16 protein-coding genes and 1 pseudogene are annotated in these 19,592 nt (G+C 52.3%); 9 read left to right on the forward strand and 8 right to left on the reverse strand.

Annotated elements, in window-relative coordinates:
- Nucleotides 1–12: 12 nt before the first annotated feature.
- From OGX89_RS17600 to OGX89_RS17615, 4 genes are all read right to left on the reverse strand, one after another.
- On the reverse strand, nt 13–1,044 hold the full coding sequence (locus OGX89_RS17600) for an ABC transporter substrate-binding protein (RefSeq protein ID WP_003830932.1): 1,032 nt from the start codon (nt 1,042–1,044) through the stop codon (nt 13–15).
- Nucleotides 1,041–2,345, reverse strand: coding sequence for an MFS transporter family glucose-6-phosphate receptor UhpC (uhpC, locus tag OGX89_RS17605; RefSeq protein WP_126955941.1), 1,305 nt, complete (start codon nt 2,343–2,345; stop codon nt 1,041–1,043). The genes OGX89_RS17600 and uhpC overlap by 4 nt, the downstream gene beginning before the upstream one ends.
- An 85-nt stretch (nt 2,346–2,430) precedes the next feature.
- A complete protein-coding gene (locus tag OGX89_RS17610) occupies nt 2,431–3,972 on the reverse strand; it encodes an MASE1 domain-containing sensor histidine kinase (protein WP_126955940.1) in 1,542 nt (513 codons plus the stop codon).
- Entirely contained in the window at nt 3,972–4,601 is a 630-nt protein-coding gene (locus tag OGX89_RS17615) for a response regulator transcription factor (protein ID WP_003830935.1), read from the reverse strand. Before OGX89_RS17615 ends, OGX89_RS17610 begins: the two co-directional genes overlap by 1 nt.
- A 323-nt stretch (nt 4,602–4,924) precedes the next feature.
- Between OGX89_RS17615 and tauA the strand changes: the two genes are divergently transcribed.
- The 4 genes from tauA to tauD are packed head-to-tail and all read left to right on the forward strand — an operon-like array spanning nt 4,925 to nt 8,344.
- Nucleotides 4,925–5,887: a taurine ABC transporter substrate-binding protein gene (gene tauA / locus OGX89_RS17620; RefSeq protein ID WP_003830936.1), complete on the forward strand. Its 963-nt coding sequence runs from the start codon at nt 4,925–4,927 to the stop codon at nt 5,885–5,887.
- A 14-nt stretch (nt 5,888–5,901) separates the two neighbouring features.
- Nucleotides 5,902–6,669, forward strand: coding sequence for a taurine ABC transporter ATP-binding subunit (tauB, locus tag OGX89_RS17625; protein ID WP_126955939.1), 768 nt, complete (start codon nt 5,902–5,904; stop codon nt 6,667–6,669).
- On the forward strand, nt 6,666–7,496 hold the full coding sequence (gene tauC / locus OGX89_RS17630; RefSeq protein WP_126955938.1) for a taurine ABC transporter permease TauC: 831 nt from the start codon (nt 6,666–6,668) through the stop codon (nt 7,494–7,496). The genes tauB and tauC overlap by 4 nt, the downstream gene beginning before the upstream one ends.
- Nucleotides 7,493–8,344 carry a taurine dioxygenase gene (gene tauD / locus OGX89_RS17635; protein ID WP_126955937.1) on the forward strand — a complete coding sequence of 284 codons (852 nt, stop codon included), beginning with the start codon at nt 7,493–7,495 and terminating at the stop codon, nt 8,342–8,344. Before tauC ends, tauD begins: the two co-directional genes overlap by 4 nt.
- Before the next feature lie 78 nt (nt 8,345–8,422).
- Here the strand turns inward: tauD and hemB are convergent, their stop codons facing one another.
- Nucleotides 8,423–9,397: a porphobilinogen synthase gene (gene hemB / locus OGX89_RS17640; protein ID WP_003830941.1), complete on the reverse strand. Its 975-nt coding sequence runs from the start codon at nt 9,395–9,397 to the stop codon at nt 8,423–8,425.
- Nucleotides 9,398–9,897: 500 nt separating this feature from the next.
- On the opposite strand from hemB, the pseudogene ehaB reads away from it, so the two are divergent.
- Nucleotides 9,898–12,822: pseudogene (gene ehaB, locus OGX89_RS17645) on the forward strand (autotransporter adhesin EhaB).
- Between the two features lie 89 nt (nt 12,823–12,911).
- The gene (gene iprA / locus OGX89_RS17650; protein WP_003830944.1) at nt 12,912–13,535 is read left to right on the forward strand and encodes a hydrogen peroxide resistance inhibitor IprA; all 624 of its coding nucleotides are present in this window, start codon (nt 12,912–12,914) and stop codon (nt 13,533–13,535) included.
- Between the two features lies 1 nt (nt 13,536).
- On the opposite strand, the gene ampH is transcribed toward iprA, so the two are convergent.
- Entirely contained in the window at nt 13,537–14,694 is a 1,158-nt protein-coding gene (ampH, locus tag OGX89_RS17655) for a D-alanyl-D-alanine-carboxypeptidase/endopeptidase AmpH (protein WP_003830945.1), read from the reverse strand.
- A 384-nt stretch (nt 14,695–15,078) separates the two neighbouring features.
- Between ampH and sbmA the strand changes: the two genes are divergently transcribed.
- Together sbmA and OGX89_RS17665 are read left to right on the forward strand one after the other, a co-directional pair.
- The gene (sbmA, locus tag OGX89_RS17660) at nt 15,079–16,299 is read left to right on the forward strand and encodes a peptide antibiotic transporter SbmA (RefSeq protein ID WP_003021430.1); all 1,221 of its coding nucleotides are present in this window, start codon (nt 15,079–15,081) and stop codon (nt 16,297–16,299) included.
- A gap of 15 nt (nt 16,300–16,314) precedes the next feature.
- Nucleotides 16,315–17,418, forward strand: a complete 1,104-nt coding sequence (locus OGX89_RS17665) for a DUF1615 domain-containing protein (protein WP_126955935.1) — start codon at nt 16,315–16,317, stop codon at nt 17,416–17,418.
- Here OGX89_RS17665 and OGX89_RS17670 read toward each other — a convergent pair.
- Nucleotides 17,403–17,726: a DUF2755 family protein gene (locus OGX89_RS17670; protein WP_003830948.1), complete on the reverse strand. Its 324-nt coding sequence runs from the start codon at nt 17,724–17,726 to the stop codon at nt 17,403–17,405. The two genes, OGX89_RS17665 and OGX89_RS17670, sit on opposite strands and share 16 nt — an antisense overlap.
- A gap of 264 nt (nt 17,727–17,990) precedes the next feature.
- Here OGX89_RS17670 and OGX89_RS17675 point away from each other — a divergent pair, with 264 nt between their 5' ends.
- The gene (locus OGX89_RS17675; protein ID WP_003830949.1) at nt 17,991–18,209 is read left to right on the forward strand and encodes a DUF2754 domain-containing protein; all 219 of its coding nucleotides are present in this window, start codon (nt 17,991–17,993) and stop codon (nt 18,207–18,209) included.
- A gap of 23 nt (nt 18,210–18,232) precedes the next feature.
- On the opposite strand, the gene ddlA is transcribed toward OGX89_RS17675, so the two are convergent.
- Entirely contained in the window at nt 18,233–19,327 is a 1,095-nt protein-coding gene (gene ddlA / locus OGX89_RS17680) for a D-alanine--D-alanine ligase (RefSeq protein ID WP_032934537.1), read from the reverse strand.
- Between the last annotated feature and the right edge of the window lie 265 nt (nt 19,328–19,592).

Genomic DNA, 19,592 nt, shown 5'->3' on the forward strand with positions numbered 1-19,592 from the left:
CGCAACGTGGGCTTATTTACCCATCTTAACTTCGCTAACCCACTTATTGATCAACGCCTTACGTACGTCAGTCGAGCCGTACTTATCCATGTCGTAATTGATAAGCTTCAGGTCGTCGAGCTTCAGCGAGTTAGGGGAGGTCTCGGCGGTGGTGTTGGTCAGGATCTGATAGGATTTGCCTTTCTTCCACGCCAGCTCCTGCGCGTCTTTTGACAGCACCCAGTCAACGAACAGTTTGGCATTGTCGACGTTGCGCGCACCTTTCAGGATGCTGACGCCGCCGATTTCATAACCGGTGCCTTCGCATGGAGAAATCAGTTCCAGCGGTGCGCCCTGTTCTTTTTCCAGCGAGTAGTCGTGCAGGAAGCCGATGCCGATAGCCGTTTCACCGCGGGCAGCGTTACGCGCCGGGGCAATGCCGGATTTGGTGTATTGAGAGACGTTGGCGTTGAGCTGTTTCAGGTAATCAAAGGCCTGATCTTCGCCCCACAGTTGAGCAAAGGTCGCCAGCGCGGTGTAGGCGGTACCGGAGCTTTGCGGGTCAGCAATCTGGATTTCGCCCTTGTATTCCGGTTTGGTCAGATCCTTCCAGCATTTTGGCACCGGCAGGTTTTTCTCTTTCAGGCGCTGGGTATTAACGCCAAAGCCCAGAATACCGACGTAAACCGCCGAAGAGAGGTTACCTTTGACCTTTGCGGGATCGCGGAATTTCTCCATGATCTGTTCGAGGTTTGGTGATTTATACGGCTGTAGCAGACCCATTTCACCGGCCTGAGATTGTGGATCCAGCGTACCGCCGTACCACACATCCGCCTGCGGGTTTTTCTTCTCTGCATCCACTTTCGCCAGCGTACTGCCCGAGCCGTTGCGAATGAATGAGGTTTTCACATCATATTTTTCACCGAAGGCTTTGGTTTCGGTTTCGCACATCTCGTTGGTGGCGCTGCAATACACCACCAGACGGCCCTGCGCCTGGGCTGCGTTGCTGAAGGCCGCCAGCGTCAGAGCGGAAGCAATCAGGGTAGAGGTAAGCGTCAGTTTCATTGTTTTATCCTTTGACTGAGAGAAGGGGTAATGCCCGCAATGAGCAACGGCATCAGCAATAAACCCATAAAGACAGCGGCAACCGAGAGCAAACTGAACATTCCCGACCAGCCGTAATGTTCTATGACCAACGACAGCGGCCAACCCGCCAGCGTGGCCCCCAGATAGGCGAAAAGCCCGAGAAAACCGGTAATTGAACCTGCCGCTGCTTTGTGTCCGCATTCAACGGCTGCGAGGCCAATTAGCATTTGTGGGCCAAACACAAAAAAGCCCACGGTAAAGAAACACACTGCCAGTAGCGCGTAGTGGTGCACCGGGGCCAGCCACAGTGCGGCGACGGAAACCATCAGCCCCAGCGTGAACAGCAAAATCATCGGCGCACGCTGACCGCTGAACAGCAGATCCGATCCCCATCCGGCAAACAGCGCCCCCAGCAAGCCGCCAACTTCAAACAGCATCACCGTGGCATTGGCGCTGAGCAGATTCACGCCGTGGCTTTCCGTCAGCCAGATGTTGCCCCAGTCGTTGAGCGCAATGCGGATCAAGTAGACCAATACATACGACACACCGAGCAACCAGATCATCGGGTTTTTCAGCATGGTGGTGCGCAACATTTGCCACAGCCCCATCGGCGGGCTTTGCTGCTCCTGGCGTAGCTCCAGCGGGTCATGCCGCCATTCCCCAACCGTGGGTAATCCTTCTTCCTGGGGCGTGCCTTTCAATTGCAGGGTGAGCCAGATTCCCAATGTCATGCTGATTATCCCCGGTGCCAGCATGGCTGCCTGCCAGCCCCACCAGTGGGCGGCAAAAGCGCTAATCAGCGGGATAATGGCGCCACCGATATTGATCGACATATTCCAGCAGCCCCACCAGAAGCCACGTTCGTTGCGCGAGTACCAGTGGGTCAGTAGTCGGGCACAGGGCGGCCAGCCCCAGCCCTGAAAAAATCCGTTCAGCGTCCAGACCACCAGCAGCAGCGTCAGCGATTCCCCAAAGGCGAACAGCACGTTTAAAACGCCGGTAGCAAACAGGCCAATTCCCATAAATGCGCGCTGTCCGTGGCTGTCGTGCCACAGCCCAGCGGTAAATTTCGACAAACCATAGGTCAGATAAAACAGTGACCCAAGCAGGCCGATATCGCCTTTATCCAGACCCAGATCCGTTTGCAGCGCCGGGAGGACGTAGTTAACGCTTTTGCGCGTCAGATAAAACGCGGCGTAACCAATTACCATACACATCAGCAGCCGGGGGCGTAGCGCCCGGTATTGTTGGTCTGTTTCGCTGGCTGAGCGTGTATGCATGGCAGTCTCCGTTTGTGCTGACTATAGGAAAGTGAAAGCAAAAGGGGATGAGAGAAAGTCCGCAGTGACTAAGACTTTTTCCTGGTTAGCGGCTGGTTTGTTGCAAATTTGTGGGCAGGTTAACAATTACCCGCGTGCCGTTGTTTGATTCGAGCGTCAGTTCACCGCCAAGGGCGCTCACCCGTTCACGCATCCCCTGGATACCGAAACCGGGGATTTTTTCTGGCAGAATACCAACGCCGTTGTCAGCGACGTCCAGAAACAAGCAATGTTCCCGCTGGCGCAGCGTAATCGACACATCGCTGGCATCGGCATGTTTGCATACGTTATTGAGTAACTCCTGCAACAGGCGATACAGCGTGAAGCGCACCGTTTCGTTTTCTGGCGTATTCTCTAGCTGATAATCAAAGCGGCAGCGAATACCCCGCTCAGCAAAAGCAAATTCATTCACCAGATGATGTAGTGCATCTTTAAAAGACAGTTCATCGAGCGCGGGTGGGCGCAGCTGACGAAGTAGCTGGCGGGTCGAGTGGTGAATACGCCGGGCCAGGTTGTTGATCTGATTTGCCGCTTCGAGCGTTTGCTCAGGGCCTGGCGCGCGTTTGACCAGTTGCGACTGAATTTGAATGGCGGTGATGTTCTGACCAATTTCGTCGTGCAGTTCCCGCGCCAGGCTTTTGCGCGTGTTTTCTTCGGTGCGGATCAGCTGTTCGGTCAGCGCGCGACGCGCCGCCAGTTCGGTTTCCAGACGCTGGCGATAATGGTGCAAATTTTGCGCCAGATGCTGCTGGCGGCTGATGGCGATCCCCAGCCCGATGCCGAGCAGCGCCTGGGTAGCGAGGAAAATCTCCAGCTCCAGTAAATTACTGAACCCGACGCCGATTTGCCGGGCGATGGTGATCATCATACTGCCGAGCAATCCTGACAACACGCCGCCCTGCCAGCCAAATTTCCACGCCATCACCACGTTAGGTAAGAACACCACGATCAGCAACAGGCGCTCGATCTCCGGCGACAGCACCATCTGAGTACCGATGCCAATAATAAAAAACAGGCTACACCAGATGATAAGCGAGGTGCGCAGTGGGGGATTGGTGGTATCCAGTCCGAGCAGATGATAGCGGTGCTGCTGGCGCAAAAATTCATAGATCAGATAGACAAACGGCGTCAGCAGCACGCCGCCGGTAAACGACGCCAGACCTATCAACGTTGCCGGGCTCTGGATAAACGGTGAAAGCAGGGCGGTATTGAGCAATGAGGTGAGCGTTACGGCGGCCAGCAGCAGCGTTAAGCGTTGCCAGTAAAGGGGAAAGCGGTGCCAGTATGACTGGCCGATGCTCGCCGGAATCAGGCTAATTAATGGTGCAGCCAGCAGGATATAGCCATTCAGTAATTGCTCGCTGTGCAGCCAGAGCAACATCAACACCGGCGGCAGAACCAGCGCGGGCCAGTAACGGCGCGACAGCAGGATTAACAGCGCGAGATAGACGCCGTGCGGCAGAAATAGCGCCGCCTGCTGGCCGTTGTGGGTCAGGTAAAACCCCAGCGTCCACAGCATCAGCCAGCCCGATCCCCAGGCCAGCAGAATAAACAGAGAAATAACCCAATGCCGAAGGTTACGCGACATTAATGCCCCGTTAATAGCTGGTGGTCGAGGGCAAAATGCACCAGATCGATGGTGCTGTGGCATTGCAGTTTGCCCAGCACGTTCGCCCGATGAACGTGCACCGTCTTGTGGCTGAGGTCGAGCTTGAAGGCGATCTCTTTTACGCTGTCGCCTTTGACCAACAGATCAAACACTTCACGCTCGCGCGGGGTCAGAACTTCCAGGACCTGCGCGGGCTGCTCGCCGCCGCGTAGTGCCCGTAAAGCATCGGCGCACAGGTAATGACCGCCCATACCTACCGAGCGTACTGCCTGCACCAGTTCTTCCGGGCCGCAGCGTTTGGTCAGGTAACCGCTGGCACCAGCGTCCAGCGCGCTTTGCACAAACGTGGGCGAGTCATAAATGCTGAGAATGATGGCGCGAAAACCGGGCTTTTGCGCCCGCAGTCGTTTTAACAGGCTCAGACCATTTTCATCCGGCATGGCGATATCCATTACCGCGACGCTGACGTCATCATGCAGAAGTGCAGACCAGGCCTCCGCTGCGCTGCTGTACTGACCGGTAACGTTAAGATCGTCTTCGAGACTGAGTAATTGCGCAAAGCCGGAACGCACCACCACATGGTCATCCACCAGCACAACATGAATCATGATATTGCTCTCTTGCCTGACAATGGTCTCTATGATGCCTGCCAGCACCGCGCTGGCAATCACCGTGGCGCGGATATGTAACGAATGTAACAAAATCGCAATAATTTACAGCGAGTGTAGGCCTGATAAGCGCATCAGGCATTGATTGCCGGATGGCGGCGCAATCGCCTTATCCGGCCTACGTTCTGTAATGAGCGAAATAGCTAACTATTGCCGCTTTTTTTCTAAAAACAGATCGCTATTAACCAGAATTTTTAATTCCTTTATCAAATTGTGCCGCAACGAAATACTGCCTCCATAACAAGACAGGGGAGCAGACAATCATGGCTATTTCATCGCGTAACGCACTTCTTGCCGCACTGGCATTCATCGCATTTCAGGCGCAGGCGGTGAACGTCACTGTTGCTTATCAGACCTCCGCCGAACCTGCCAAAGTGGCGCAGGCGGACAACACCTTTGCCAAAGAGAGCGGGGCGACCGTTGACTGGCGCAAATTCGACAGCGGCGCGAGCATCGTTCGTGCGCTGGCATCCGGTGATGTGCAGATCGGTAATCTTGGCTCCAGCCCGCTGGCGGTCGCTGCCAGCCAGCAGGTGCCTATTGAGGTTTTCCTACTGGCATCAAAGCTCGGCAATTCTGAAGCGCTGGTGGTGAAGAAAAACATCAGTAAACCGGAAGATTTGATTGGCAAACGCATTGCCGTGCCGTTTATTTCCACCACCCATTACAGCCTGCTGGCGGCGTTGAAACATTGGGGGATTAAACCCGGCCAGGTGGAGATTGTGAACCTGCAACCACCGGCGATTATTGCCGCATGGCAGCGCGGAGATATTGATGGTGCGTATGTCTGGGCACCTGCGGTCAATGCGTTGGAAAAAGACGGTAAGGTGTTAACGGACTCCTCACAGGTTGGCGAGTGGGGAGCACCGACGCTTGACGTGTGGGTGGTGCGCAAAGATTTTGCCGAGAAGCATCCTGAGGTGGTGAAAGCCTTTGCCAAAAGCGCTATCGATGCCCAGCAGCCTTATATCGCTAATCCTGATGAATGGCTGAAGCAGCCGGAGAATATCAGCAAACTGTCGCGTTTGAGCGGCGTACCGGAGGCGGATGTACCGGGGCTGGTGAAAGGTAACACTTACCTGACACCGCAACAGCAAACCGCTGAGCTAACCGGCCCGGTGAACAAAGCGATTATCGACACCGCGCAGTTCCTTAAAGAGCAGGGCAAAGTCCCCGCTGTCGCGACAGATTACAGCCAGTACGTTACCGATCGCTTCGTGCAATAAATAAGGAGGCGATGATGCTGCAAATCTCTCATCTTGCCGCCAGCTACGGTGGAAAACCGGCGCTGGAGGATATCAACCTGACGCTCGATAGTGGTGAACTGCTGGTGGTACTCGGGCCTTCCGGTTGCGGGAAAACCACGCTGTTAAATCTGATTGCCGGGTTTGTGCCGTATCAGCATGGCAGCATCACGCTGGCGGGTAACAGGGTTGATGGCCCGGGGGCAGATCGCGGGGTCGTTTTCCAGAATGAAGGTCTGCTGCCCTGGCGTAACGTGCAGGACAACGTGGCTTTTGGTCTGCAACTGGCGGGCGTGGACAAGCAGCTGCGCCAGCGTATTGCCCTGGATATGTTGCAGAAAGTCGGGCTGGAGGGCGCGGGAAAACGCTTTATCTGGCAACTTTCCGGTGGGCAACGTCAGCGCGTCGGCATTGCGCGGGCGCTGGCGGCCAATCCGCAGCTGTTGCTGCTGGATGAACCTTTTGGCGCGCTCGACGCCTTTACTCGCGAGCAGATGCATACCCTGCTGCTGAAGCTGTGGCATGAGACCGGCAAACAGGTGCTGCTGATTACCCACGATATTGAAGAAGCAGTATTTATGGCGACAGAACTGGTATTGCTGTCCCCAGGCCCTGGCCGGGTACTGGAACGTCTGCCGCTCAATTTCGCCCGTCGCTTTGTGGCCGGAGAGTCGAGCCGCAGCATTAAGTCCGATCCGCAGTTTATCGCCATGCGCGAGTACGTGTTAGGTCGTGTCTTTGAACAACGGGAGGCATTCTCATGAGCGTGGTGATTAATGATAAACCCCGTCGCCAGCGGGTGCTGAACTGGCGTTGGCCGTTTTCGCGACAGATTACCTTAAGCCTCGGTACGCTGGCCGTCATTCTGGCGGTGTGGTGGACGGTGGCGGCGCTGCAGTTAATCAGTCCGTTGTTTTTACCGCCACCGGGACAGGTTTTACAAAAGCTGCTCGTCATTGCCGGGCCGCAAGGGTTTATGGATGCCACGCTGTGGCAGCATCTGGCGGCGAGTCTGACGCGTATTGTTATCGCGCTGCTGGCGGCGGTGCTGCTGGGCGTTCCGGTTGGGATCGCGATGGGGCTGAGTCCTACGATGCGCGGCATTCTCGATCCGATCATTGAACTGTATCGTCCGGTTCCTCCCCTGGCCTATTTACCGCTGATGGTCATTTGGTTTGGCATCGGTGAAACTTCCAAGATCCTGCTGATCTATCTGGCGATTTTCGCCCCTGTGGCGATGTCGGCGCTGGCGGGGGTGAAAAGTGCGCAGCAGGTGAGAGTGCGCGCCGCGCACTCGCTGGGGGCCAGCCGTAAGCAGGTGCTGTGGTTTGTTATTTTGCCGGGGGCATTACCGGAGATCCTCACCGGGTTACGCATTGGGCTTGGCGTGGGTTGGTCGACGCTGGTGGCAGCTGAACTGATCGCGGCCACGCGAGGGTTAGGATTTATGGTGCAGTCAGCCGGTGAGTTTCTGGCAACGGATGTGGTGCTGGCAGGGATCGCGGTCATTGCCGTTATCGCATTTATTTTAGAACTGGGTCTGCGCGCGATTCAGCGTCGCCTGACGCCCTGGCATGGAGAAGTACAATGAGTGAACGTTTGAGCATTACCCCGCTGGGGCCGTATATTGGCGCACAAATCACTGGTGCGGATTTAACGCGTCCGCTGAGCGATAATCAGTTTGAACAGCTTTATCACGCGGTACTGCGCCACCAGGTGGTGTTCCTGCGTGAGCAGGTGATTACGCCGCAACAGCAGCGCGCACTGGCGTTGCGTTTCGGCGATCTGCATATTCACCCGGTCTATCCGCATACCGAAGGGGTAGAAGAGATTATCGTACTGGATACTCATAACGACAATCCGCCGGATAACGACAACTGGCACACCGATGTCACCTTTATTGACACGCCGCCTGCCGGGGCGATTCTGGCTGCAAAAGAGCTGCCATCGACCGGGGGAGACACCCTGTGGACCAGTGGGATTGCCGCTTATGATGCGTTGTCTGAGCCGTTTCGCCAGTTGCTGAGCGGCCTGCGGGCAGAACATGATTTTCGTAAATCATTTCAGGACTATAAATACCGCAAGACGCCAGAGGAGCATCAGCGCTGGCTGGAAGCGGTGGCGAAGCATCCGCCCCTGTTGCATCCGGTGGTGCGTACGCATCCGGTGAGCGGGAAGCAGGCGCTATTCGTGAATGAAGGATTTACCACGCGAATTGTCGATGTCACGGAAAAAGAGAGCGAGGCGTTACTGAGTTTTTTATTCGCGCATATCACTAAACCGGAGTTTCAGGTGCGCTGGCGTTGGCAGCCCAACGATGTGGCGATTTGGGATAATCGCGTGACGCAGCATTATGCGAATGCGGATTATCTGCCACAGAGGCGCATTATGCACCGGGCGACAATTTTGGGAGACAAGCCGTTTTATCGGGCGGGATGATTGCCGGCGGCGATTGACTTACCGGGCCTACGATCTGTAGGCCGGATAAAGCGAAACCGCCATCCGGCAACAATGTGATTAGCGCAGGATTTTTTTCTCAGCCAGATCCAGTGCGAAGTAGCTGAAGATCAGATCCGCGCCAGCGCGTTTGATCGAGCCTAAGCTTTCCAGAACCACTTTCTCTTCATCTATTGCACCTGCCATCGCCGCAAATTTGATCATCGCGTATTCACCGCTGACCTGATAAGCGCCAATCGGAAGCTCGGTGCGCTCGCGGATATCACGCAGAATATCGAGATACGCGCCTGCCGGTTTCACCATCAGGCAGTCTGCTCCCTGGGCTTCATCCAGCAGCGATTCGCGAATCGCTTCACGGCGATTCATCGGGTTCATTTGATACGTTTTACGATCGCCTTTCAGCGCCGTGCCTGCGGCTTCACGGAACGGGCCGTAGAAAGAAGAGGCAAACTTGGTGGAGTAGGACATGATCGCAGTATCGGTGAAGCCCGCGGCGTCCAGCGCCTGGCGAATCGCCTGTACCTGGCCGTCCATTGCGGCGGAAGGGGCGATGAAATCTGCGCCCGCTGCTGCGGCAACGACTGCCTGTTTGCCGAGGTTAGCAAGGGTTAAGTCGTTATCAACGCCGTGTTCGCATAATACGCCGCAGTGACCGTGCGAGGTGTATTCACAGAAACAGGTGTCGGACATGACGATCATTTCTGGTACGGTCTGCTTACAGATACGCGACATGCGCGCCACCAGACCGTCTTCTTTCCAGGCATCGCTGCCGGTCTCATCGGTGTGATGAGAAATCCCGAAGGTCATGACCGAGCGGATACCGGCATTAGCAATACGTTCGATTTCGCGCGCCAGGTGTTTCTCTGGAATGCGCATCACGCCGGGCATGGCGTCGATAGCTTTGTAATCGTCGAGTTCTTCTTCAACAAAGATCGGCAACACCAGGTCATTTAAGCTGAGTGTTGTCTCTTCAAACATAGCGCGTAGCGCAGGGGATTTGCGCAGGCGACGAGGGCGTTGGATTAGGTCTGTCATGGTATGCCTGATGTTTGTGGAATCGAAGGCCGTAGTATACCCGAACCTGAGGGCGAGGGGTTTACGAAAGTTGGCGTTATGCCGAGGTTATGGTGATGTTATCAATGCGTGGTATTATGTATTATCTCTATTTTTGCAATTATGACTATTTTAAATAGTGATTAGTTTTATGGTGAATTTAGTTTAGTTTAATTTTTAATTAAGTGGCGGGATTTAACGGTATTTATTTGCTGACGTTTGATTTTTAAGTTAATCATAAATTTAATATATTGTTTTGCCAGTGTCTTTGCCTGTAACTGTCTAAAATAGAAATGATTTTTACGTTTGTTTGCTGTTTCGAATAATTTGCATGTCTATTGTCCGTAATCGGACTTAAGCCAAAGAATAATTGAACCTTTCCTTTGTGAAACCGCATAATCCTTCCCGCGAAACATAAAATGTTTTCTTTGCATTGATAATTGATGGATCAACTATATTACGTCCCTGAGGAGGGATGACAAATGCACACTTGGAAAAAGAAGCTTGTAGTATCACAATTAGCATTAGCCTGCACTTTGGCAATCACTTCTCAGGCGAATGCTTCAACTGATATCTCTGGGACCACCTACACAACGTTTGCTCATTATAATGACGCATCTTATGCGGATGGCGTCTATTATGATGGATATGTCGGTTGGAACAATTACGATACCGATAGTATTTATAACGGTGATATTTATCCGGTAATCAATAACGCCACTGTCAACGGCGTTATTTCTACTTATTATCTGGATGATGGGCTGTCTACTAACACCAATAACAACAGCCTGACCATTAAAAACAGCACCATTCACGGTATGGTGACATCCGAATGTATGACCACGGATTGTACTAACCGTACGGGTACTGACTATTACTATGATCGCCTGGCGATGAACGTCATCAACTCAACTATCGATGACAACTACGAACATTATACCTACAACGGTACGTATAATGACGCAGCTGACACGCACGTTGTCGACGTTTATAACCTGGGTACGGCTATCACGCTGGATCAAGAAGTTGATCTGTCTATCTCCGCCAACTCTCACGTCGCTGGCATTACCCTGACTCAGGGTTACGAGTGGGCAGATATTGACGATAATACCGTCAGCACTGGCGTAAACAGCAGTGAAGTATTTAACAACACTATCGCTGTCAGCGATTCTACCGTGACCTCTGGCTCATGGTCTGACGAAGGTACCACCGGCTGGTTTGGTAACACCAGCAATGCAAGCGACTACAACGGTAATGGCTGGAACGCTGACGATATTGCATTAGCGGTTATTGCACATCCGGATGCGGATAACGCGATGCAGACCACTGCCACGTTTGATAATTCCACGCTGATGGGTGACGTGCTGTTCTCCAGCAACTTCGATGAGAACTTCTTCCCGAACGGTGCTGACACTTATCGTGATACCGATGCTGACCTGGATACCAATGGTTGAGACGGTACTGACCGTCTGGATCTGACCCTGAACAATGGCAGTAAGTGGGTCGGTGCGGCAATGTCTGTGCACCAGGTTGACACCGATGGTGACGGAGTTTATGACAGCTACGCTGCAGGCACTGAAGCCACCGCTACTCTGATCGACATCACCGCTAACAGCCTGTGGCCGGATTCAACCTACGGTATTGATAGCGACACAACTTCTTATGACGAAAATGGTCATGTAGTTGGCAACGCTGTCTACCAGAGCGGCCTGTTCAATGTGACCCTGAATACGGGTTCACAGTGGGATACCACCAAAACATCTCTGATCGACACCCTGAGCATTAACAGCGGTTCGGTTGTCAACGTGGGTGATTCTATCCTGATCTCCGACACTATTGGCCTGACCGGTGGTTCTGCACTGAACATCAACGAAGATGGTCATGTTGCAACAGATACTCTGTCTATCGACAACAGTACTGTAACGATTGCTGACGACGTATCTGCTGGCTGGAGTGTAGGTAGTGCTGCGCTGTATGCAAACACCATTAACGTCACCAACAACGGTGTTCTGGATGTGGGTAACAGTACCGGTAATGCGCTGCAGGTTGATACCCTGAATCTGACCAGCTACACCGACGCTTATAACCATGTTAACGCGGGTGTTTTCGACATCAACAGCAACAACTATGTGCTGGATGCTGACTTGACCAACGATCGCACTAACGATGAATCTCAGTCTAACTACGGTTATGGCGTGATCGCGATGAACTCTGATGGTCATCTGACTATCAACGGTAACGGCGATTCCGACACCTCAGGCGATCAGTCTGAAGTTGATAACTATGGTGACCATGTAGCCGCGGCAACCGGTAACTATAAAGTCCGTATCGACAACGCGACTGGCGCAGGTTCTGTTGCGGATTACAAAGGTAACGAGCTGGTCTACGTTAACGACGCGAACAGCACTGCGACCTTCTCTGCAGCCAACAAAGCTGACCTGGGTGCTTACACCTATCAGGCACAGCAGCAGGGTAACACCGTTGTTCTGCAGCAGATGGAACTGACAGACTACGCGAACATGGCGCTGAGCATTCCGTCTGCTAACACCAATATCTGGAACCTGGAACAAGATACCGTTGGTACTCGTCTGACTAACGCGCGTCATGGTCTGGTTGATAACGGTGGTGCATGGGTTAGCTACTTCGGTGGTAGCTTCGATGCAGATAATGGCACCATTAACTACGATCAGGATGTTAACGGCATCATGGTCGGTGTTGATTCCAAAATTGATGGTAACAACGCTAAGTGGATTGTCGGTGCTGCAGCAGGCTTCGCGAAAGGTGATATGAGCGACCGTACCGGTCAGGTGGATCAGGATAGCCAGACTGCCTACATCTACTCTTCTGCTCACTTTGCCAACAACATCTTTGTTGACGGTAACTTAAGCTACTCTCACTTCAACAACGATTTGACTGCTAACATGAGCAACGGTCAGTATGTTGATGGCAGCACCTCATCTGACGCCTGGGGCTTTGGCCTGAAACTGGGTTATGACCTGAAGCTGGGTGATGCAGGTTACGTAACGCCATACGGCAGCGTATCCGGTCTGTTCCAGTCTGGTGATGATTATAAGCTGAGCAACGACATGAAAGTTGATGGTCAGTCTTATGACAGCATGCGCTATGAACTCGGTGTAGATGCAGGTTATACCTTCGCCTACAGCGACGACCAGGCGCTGACCCCGTACTTCAAATTGGCCTACGTTTACGATGACTCTAACAACGATTCTGACGTAAACGGCGACTCTATCGACAACGGTGTAGAAGGTTCTGCGGTACGTGTTGGACTGGGTACTCAGTTCAGCTTTACCAAAAACTTCAGCGCATACACCGATGCTAACTACCTCGGTGGTGGCGATGTTGATCAAGACTGGTCTGCAAATGTTGGTGTTAAATATACCTGGTAAGACATCTCTTGTTGTTAAAGAAAAGATAATCTAACTCAGAAAAATGCCCGTCACGGATTTGACGGGCATTTATTGCAAGGAATGCCCAAATGTTGTCTGCAAATAAACCGCTTGTGGAATTTGGTAAGCTTGATAAATGTTTGTCAAAATATGGCAAACACTTTGAGTGTGATAACGATAAAGAAATAATTTATTCCAGTGATATAAACAGTGACGATACCTTTATCATTTTAAATGGTGTAATTTCCCTGAGGCGAGGGGAGAATGTGCTGGTCGGTATTGCGCAGGCACCGTTTATTATGGGGCTTTCAGATGGTGTGATAAAAACAGATATACAATACAGATTAATCACAGAAAGCGATTGTACGGGATACCATCTACCTGCCTCGCAAACAATTAATATAATTGAAGAGTGCCAGCTTTGGCGTGAAGCTTTTTGTTGGTTGGCATGGCAAAACTCCATGCTTGAATTACGCGATCTGCAGTTGATCGGCAACAACTCCTACGATCAGATCCGCGCGACATTGATCTCTATGACGAAATGGGATGAAGCCCTTCGTTCACGCATTGGAGTTATGAACTATATTCACCAACGCACACGAATTTCACGCTCGGTTGTCGCTGAGGTTCTCGCGGCATTGCGCAAAGGCGGTTACATTGAAATGAATAAAGGCAAACTGGTGTGCATTAACCGTTTGCCTTTTGAGTATTGAATCAGGATGCAGGAATGACCTGTGGCTTGTACCCGCTCAATTCTGCAACCAGTTCGTTGATACCGTCGCTCATATTGGTAAAACGGGTCAGCGGAGAGCGCGTCACTACGACAAATGCCCCAACGTTTTGCTGTGGGATCATCGCCATATAGGTAATGAAGCCACCGCCGCCACCGGTTTTTTGAATAATTCCCGGTCTGCCATTCTTCGGCGCCATGTAGACCCAGCCCAAACCAAGCGCATCGGCTCTGCCTGGAACGTCCATTCCCACCACTTTAGTTAACTGTGTACGCTGGTAAATCAGCGTCTGCATCCGGTCGGCCTGCTGGCTACGATGATAAAAGTCAGAAGAGAGATACTGCTGCATCCAGCGCATCATATCGCCAGGCGTTGAATAAACGCCGCCGCTACCCATCGCTGCCAGAGTATTGTTACAAGGGCTGGCACCTTTTTCCGCGACCATCAGGCGTCGACACTGATCGGGGGACGGCGTAAAGGTGGTGTCTTTCATCCCCAGCGGGCGGGTGATTTTTTCTTCAAACAGCTGCGGATAAGGCTTACCTGACGCGGTACCCAGCGCATCGGCCAGCAGATCAAACGCCAGGTTGGAATAAGAAGCCTGCGATCCTGGCGCGGCTTTAAGCGTAGCCGTTGAGAGATAGCTCCAGCGCTGCTCGCGGGTTGGCCAGACAAACACCGGCCGTTTGGCTGCCCCGCCTGGCTGTTCGCGCGGTAGTGCGCTGGTATGTGTCGCCAGATTCACCAGCGTAATTGGTGTTCCTTGATAAGTGGGTACGCGTGCGCCAGGTGGTGCATATTTACTCAATGGATCGTTGAGTTTGACCGTGCCTTGATCGAGTAATTTCACCAGCATTTCGCTGGTCATTAATTTGGTAATTGAGGCAATGCGGATTACGGAATCCAGTTGCGGGTGAACATTATTGCCGGGGCGTGTTTCACCAAAACTGCGAAATACACGCTGATTACCATCAATCACCACGAGCGCCATCCCCGTAGCACCACTGCCGTAAAATATATGGTCGGCATAACGATCAACGATATCAGAGGCGAAGACCGGATCGGTTATAGGCTGTGCCGCCTGGACAGATGTCAATGACGCCGCACACAGCGCGGCAGAAAAAAGCAGACTACGTTTCAACGGTGGTGTCCATGAGTTAGAGAAAGTGAAAAAGGATGTCGTGCCTATGCGTATTTATACTACTCATCGGCGTATTGCAAAGCGCTTATCAACCAATGATAGTGGGAAAAACGTAACGATGAGTAAACACAGGAGTTTCCTGGATTGCGGATGTTCGCTTTTGTGATCTCACGCTGTGATAATCTGCACATACTGGAACGTTGTCGAGTGTGAAAACCACAGAAACAATTCTTCATAACCGAGGTGCGAACTAAGTGCCTCGGTTTTGGTCACAATTGTCGGTTTCAGCTTGTGTTTTTGGGCGTAAGCCGTCTGGCCTCCGCACTCTACGGTGGCAAATGCACAGCAGTCGTCATAACGATAAGAAGTTAGCAGGAGAGCACTATGTTTAAGTCTTTTTTCCCAAAGCCGGGGCCGTTCTTTATTTCGGCATTTATTTGGGCACTCGTCGCCGTTGTATTCTGGCAAGCAGGTGGGGGAGCCTGGGTTGCACATATTACCGGCGCGTCGGGAGACGTACCTATTAGCGCAGCGCGTTTCTGGTCGTTGGATTACCTGATTTTTTATGCGTACTACATTCTTTGTGTCGGGGTGTTCGCGCTGTTCTGGTTTCTCTACAGCCCACACCGCTGGCAGTACTGGTCTATTCTTGGCACATCGCTGATTATTTTTGTGACTTGGTTTCTGGTTGAAGTCGGTGTCGCTGTCAACGCCTGGTATGCGCCATTTTATGACCTGATTCAAACTGCGCTCAGCGCACCACACAAGGTGAAGATTGAGCAGTTCTATCATGAAGTGGGCATTTTTCTCGGTATTGCGCTGATAGCCGTAGTCATTGGCGTGATGAACAACTTCTTCGTCAGCCACTATGTGTTCCGCTGGCGTACCGCGATGAACGAACACTATATGGCGCACTGGCAGCATTTGCGTCACATCGAAGGCGCAGCGCAGCGTGTGCAGGAAGACACCATGCGTTTTGCTTCTACGCTGGAAGATATGGGCGTCAGCTTTATCAACGCGATTATGACGCTGATTGCCTTCCTGCCTGTACTGGTTACGCTCTCTGCCCATGTTCCCGACCTGCCGATTGTTGGACATGTGCCTTATGGCCTGGTGATTGCCGCGATTGTCTGGTCGCTGATGGGAACCGGCTTACTGGCCGTGGTCGGGATAAAACTTCCCGGGCTGGAGTTTAAAAACCAGCGCGTGGAAGCGGCCTATCGTAAAGAATTGGTGTATGGCGAAGATGATGGCAACCGTGCGACGCCACCGACGGTGCGTGAACTGTTCCATGCGGTACGGCAAAACTACTTCCGCCTCTATTTTCACTATATGTACTTCAATATCGCCCGTATTCTTTACCTGCAGGTTGATAACGTTTTCGGTTTGTTCCTGCTGTTTCCGTCAATTGTTGCCGGTACGATTACGCTCGGTTTGATGACGCAAATCACCAACGTGTTTGGCCAGGTGCGCGGCTCGTTCCAGTATCTGATTAACTCCTGGACAACGTTAGTGGAACTGATGTCTATTTATAAGCGTCTGCGCAGCTTTGAACGAGAGCTTGATGGTCAGGATATTCAGGAAGTTACCCATACGCTGAGTTAATAATAAGGAGATGCTATGTCGACGGTTTCCCGTCTTTACCCCTTGTCTGGTCTGGCAGCACTGGTGCTGGTGGGATGTAGTAGCCAACCCGCGCAGCCGCTAAAAAAGGGGGAGAAAGCCGTCGATGTGGCGAGCGTGGTGCGCCAGAAAATGCCCGCCAGCGTGAAAGACCGGGACGCGTGGGCGCAGGATTTGGCAAAGACCTTTGAAAGCCAGAAGCTGGCACCGACGGTTGAAAACATCTGTTCGGTGCTGGCGGTAGCGCAGCAGGAGTCAAACTTCCAGGCCGATCCGGCTGTTCCTGGTTTAAGCAAAATAGCCTGGAAAGAGATTGATCGTCGCGCAGAACGTATGCATATCCCGCTGTTTGTCGTGCATACCGCGCTAAAGATTAACTCGCCAACGGGGAAAAGCTACAGCGAGCGTCTGGATACGGTGAAGACGGAAAAACAGCTTAGCGCTATCTTTGATGATTTCATCAACATGGTGCCGATGGGGCAGACATTGTTCGGATCGCTTAATCCGGTACATACCGGTGGTCCAATGCAGGTCAGTATCGCGTTTGCTGAGCAGCACACCAGCGGGTATCCGTGGAAAATGGCGGGGACGGTACGTCAGGAAGTGTTTAGCCGCCGTGGTGGGTTGTGGTTTGGTACATATCATCTGCTCAATTACCCGGCGAATTACAGTGCGCCAATCTTCCGCTTCGCCGATTTTAATGCCGGATGGTATGCGAGCCGCAATGCAGCTTTCCAGAATGCGGTCAGTAAAGCCAGCGGAGTGAAGCTGGCGATGGATGGGGATCTGATTCTCTATGGCAGCAGTGAGCCGGGCAAAACGGAGCTGGCGGTACGTAAACTGGCCGGGAAGCTAGGGATGAGCGAGAGTGAGATCCGCCGTCAACTGCAAAAAGGTGACAGCCAGGCCTTTGAAGAGACCGCACTGTACGAGAAGGTCTACAAGCTGGCGGAAGCGAAGACCGGGAAAGCGCTTCCTCGTGAAATGCTGCCGGGCATTCAACTGGAAAGCCCGAAGATCACGCGTAATCTGACTACCGCATGGTTTGCTAAACGCGTGGACGATCGTCGGGCGAAGTGTATGAATCAGTCATCTTTATGATGACGGTGACGCCAGCGCATGATCGCCGCGATGGCACCAAGAATCAGGCTTCCTACCAGGAAGGGGATCAGTCCAAAGAGAGTACCGACGCCTAAACCGATTTCGACCCGCGGGCGTCCTGTCTCTTGCATTTGCAGCTGCATCAGTTCTTCATAGATGCCGGGTGCGTGGGCCAACAGATTTAAAATCTGTGCACCCGCCCAGAAGCAAAACAGCACAAATACGGCATACGCAATGTTGCCGGGCAGGGAGGAGGGATCCCGATGCTTGCCCTTAAACAGGGATTTTGAGAGCGTAAAATCAGCCATAAAGACCTCCGGAAATAACCTGCTTTTTTTGACGTAATGCCTGGAACTGAGAGTGAGTCTGACAGGTGATCGGCAATGTCAATATCAGAATGATGGTAATTTCAGGTAGAGATTATTCCTGGATTTCGGTTTTTTGTTGATGGTCACAATTATGTAACCTTAAGTGAAACTGAGTTACATTTAAGAAATTCCGCACAGACCACAGACGCCCTCGGGGAAATGTGCGAGGATGCCTCCCTGTGTTGTATTTTCACCGGAGCTGTTATGAACCTGCCTGTAAAAATCCGCCGAGACTGGCACTACTATGCTTTCGCTATTGGGCTTATCTTTATTCTGAATGGCGTGGTGGGGTTATTAGGTTTTGAAGCGCAGGGATGGCAAACCTATGCGGTGGGGCTGGTGACCTGGGTGATTAGCTTTTGGCTGGCCGGATTAATCATCCGTCGCCGCGTTGAAGATGATGAAGCAAAGGATGCCCAATAGCTCTATCAGGCATCCTGACGGGTTTACATACTGGTTTTCAGCGCGCTATCTGCAGCATGGCGTTCCAGTGCCAGTTCGATCAGGCGAGTGATCAAATCGGTATAGCCTAAACCGCTCGCCTGCCACAGTTTCGGATACATACTGATGTTGGTAAAGCCAGGCAGCGTGTTGATCTCATTGATCACAACGTCGTTTTCAGCAGTTAAGAAGACGTCCACGCGCGCCATGCCGGCACAGCCCAGAGTCTGGTATGCCTGAATGGCGATTTCGCGGATCTTATCGTTAATCTCTGGCGCAATTGCTGCCGGAACGACAACTTTGGCACCGTTATCGTCAATGTATTTAGTGTCGTAAGCGTAAAAATCGCTGTTCAGCACGATCTCACCACAGGTACTGGCCTGCGGATGATCGTTGCCCAGTACCGCACATTCGATCTCGCGGCCTTTGATCCCTTGCTCCACAACGACTTTATGATCGAATTCAAATGCCAGCGCGACGGCCTGATCGTATTGGGCTTCGCTGGTTACTTTACTGACGCCAACGGACGATCCCTGGTTGGCCGGTTTTACAAACAGCGGCAGACCCAGGCGGGATTCTACTTCGGCAAAGCTGATGCTGTTGCGATTCGCGCGAGTGAGAGTAATAAATGGCGCGATGTTTAACCCGGCATCACGCAGCAGACGTTTGGTCACGTCTTTATCCATACAGGCAGCAGAACCCAGCACATCAGAACCGACAAACGGCAGGTTCGCCACGCGCAGCATGCCCTGCAGAGAGCCATCTTCACCCAAAGTACCGTGTACGATTGGGAAAATAACATCGACCGTCGGCAGTGGTTGACCGTTTTGTGCATCGATCAACTGGTGCTCTTGTTTACCGGGTACCTGCGCCAGGCTGGTTTCAGAAGGCCGCAGCGCAATATGCGCCGGATCGTCTGAATTGAGCAGATAGCTACTGGCATCGCTGACGTGCCATTGCCCTTGTTTATCAATACCTAACAGCACAACGTCAAAGCGAGTCTTGTCGATGGCATCGACAATATTTTTTGCCGATTGCAATGACACTTCATGTTCCGCTGATTTACCACCAAATACGATTCCTACCCGCAACTTTGCCATCTTAAAAACCCATTCCATGAATGCAAAGCACATACATTACCACGACAAAACGCAGGTTTCCTCGGCTTCTGGCAGATTGTTTTGGCGAATGACAGGGGATTAGAAGGGGACATACACGCAGATTGCGCGGGAAGCACAATCCCCTGTTTGTATTATGGGTTTGATGTGAGCTATATCACAAATATGATGAGCGGGAAGATAAAATCCTAAACTGTGATTTATCGCACCTGTAGACCCTTATTCGGCTAAGTAATTTGTTAAGCTG

The sequence above is a fragment of the Citrobacter sp. Cpo103 genome, assembly GCF_030332605.1.
Lineage (GTDB): Bacteria > Pseudomonadota > Gammaproteobacteria > Enterobacterales > Enterobacteriaceae > Citrobacter > Citrobacter portucalensis.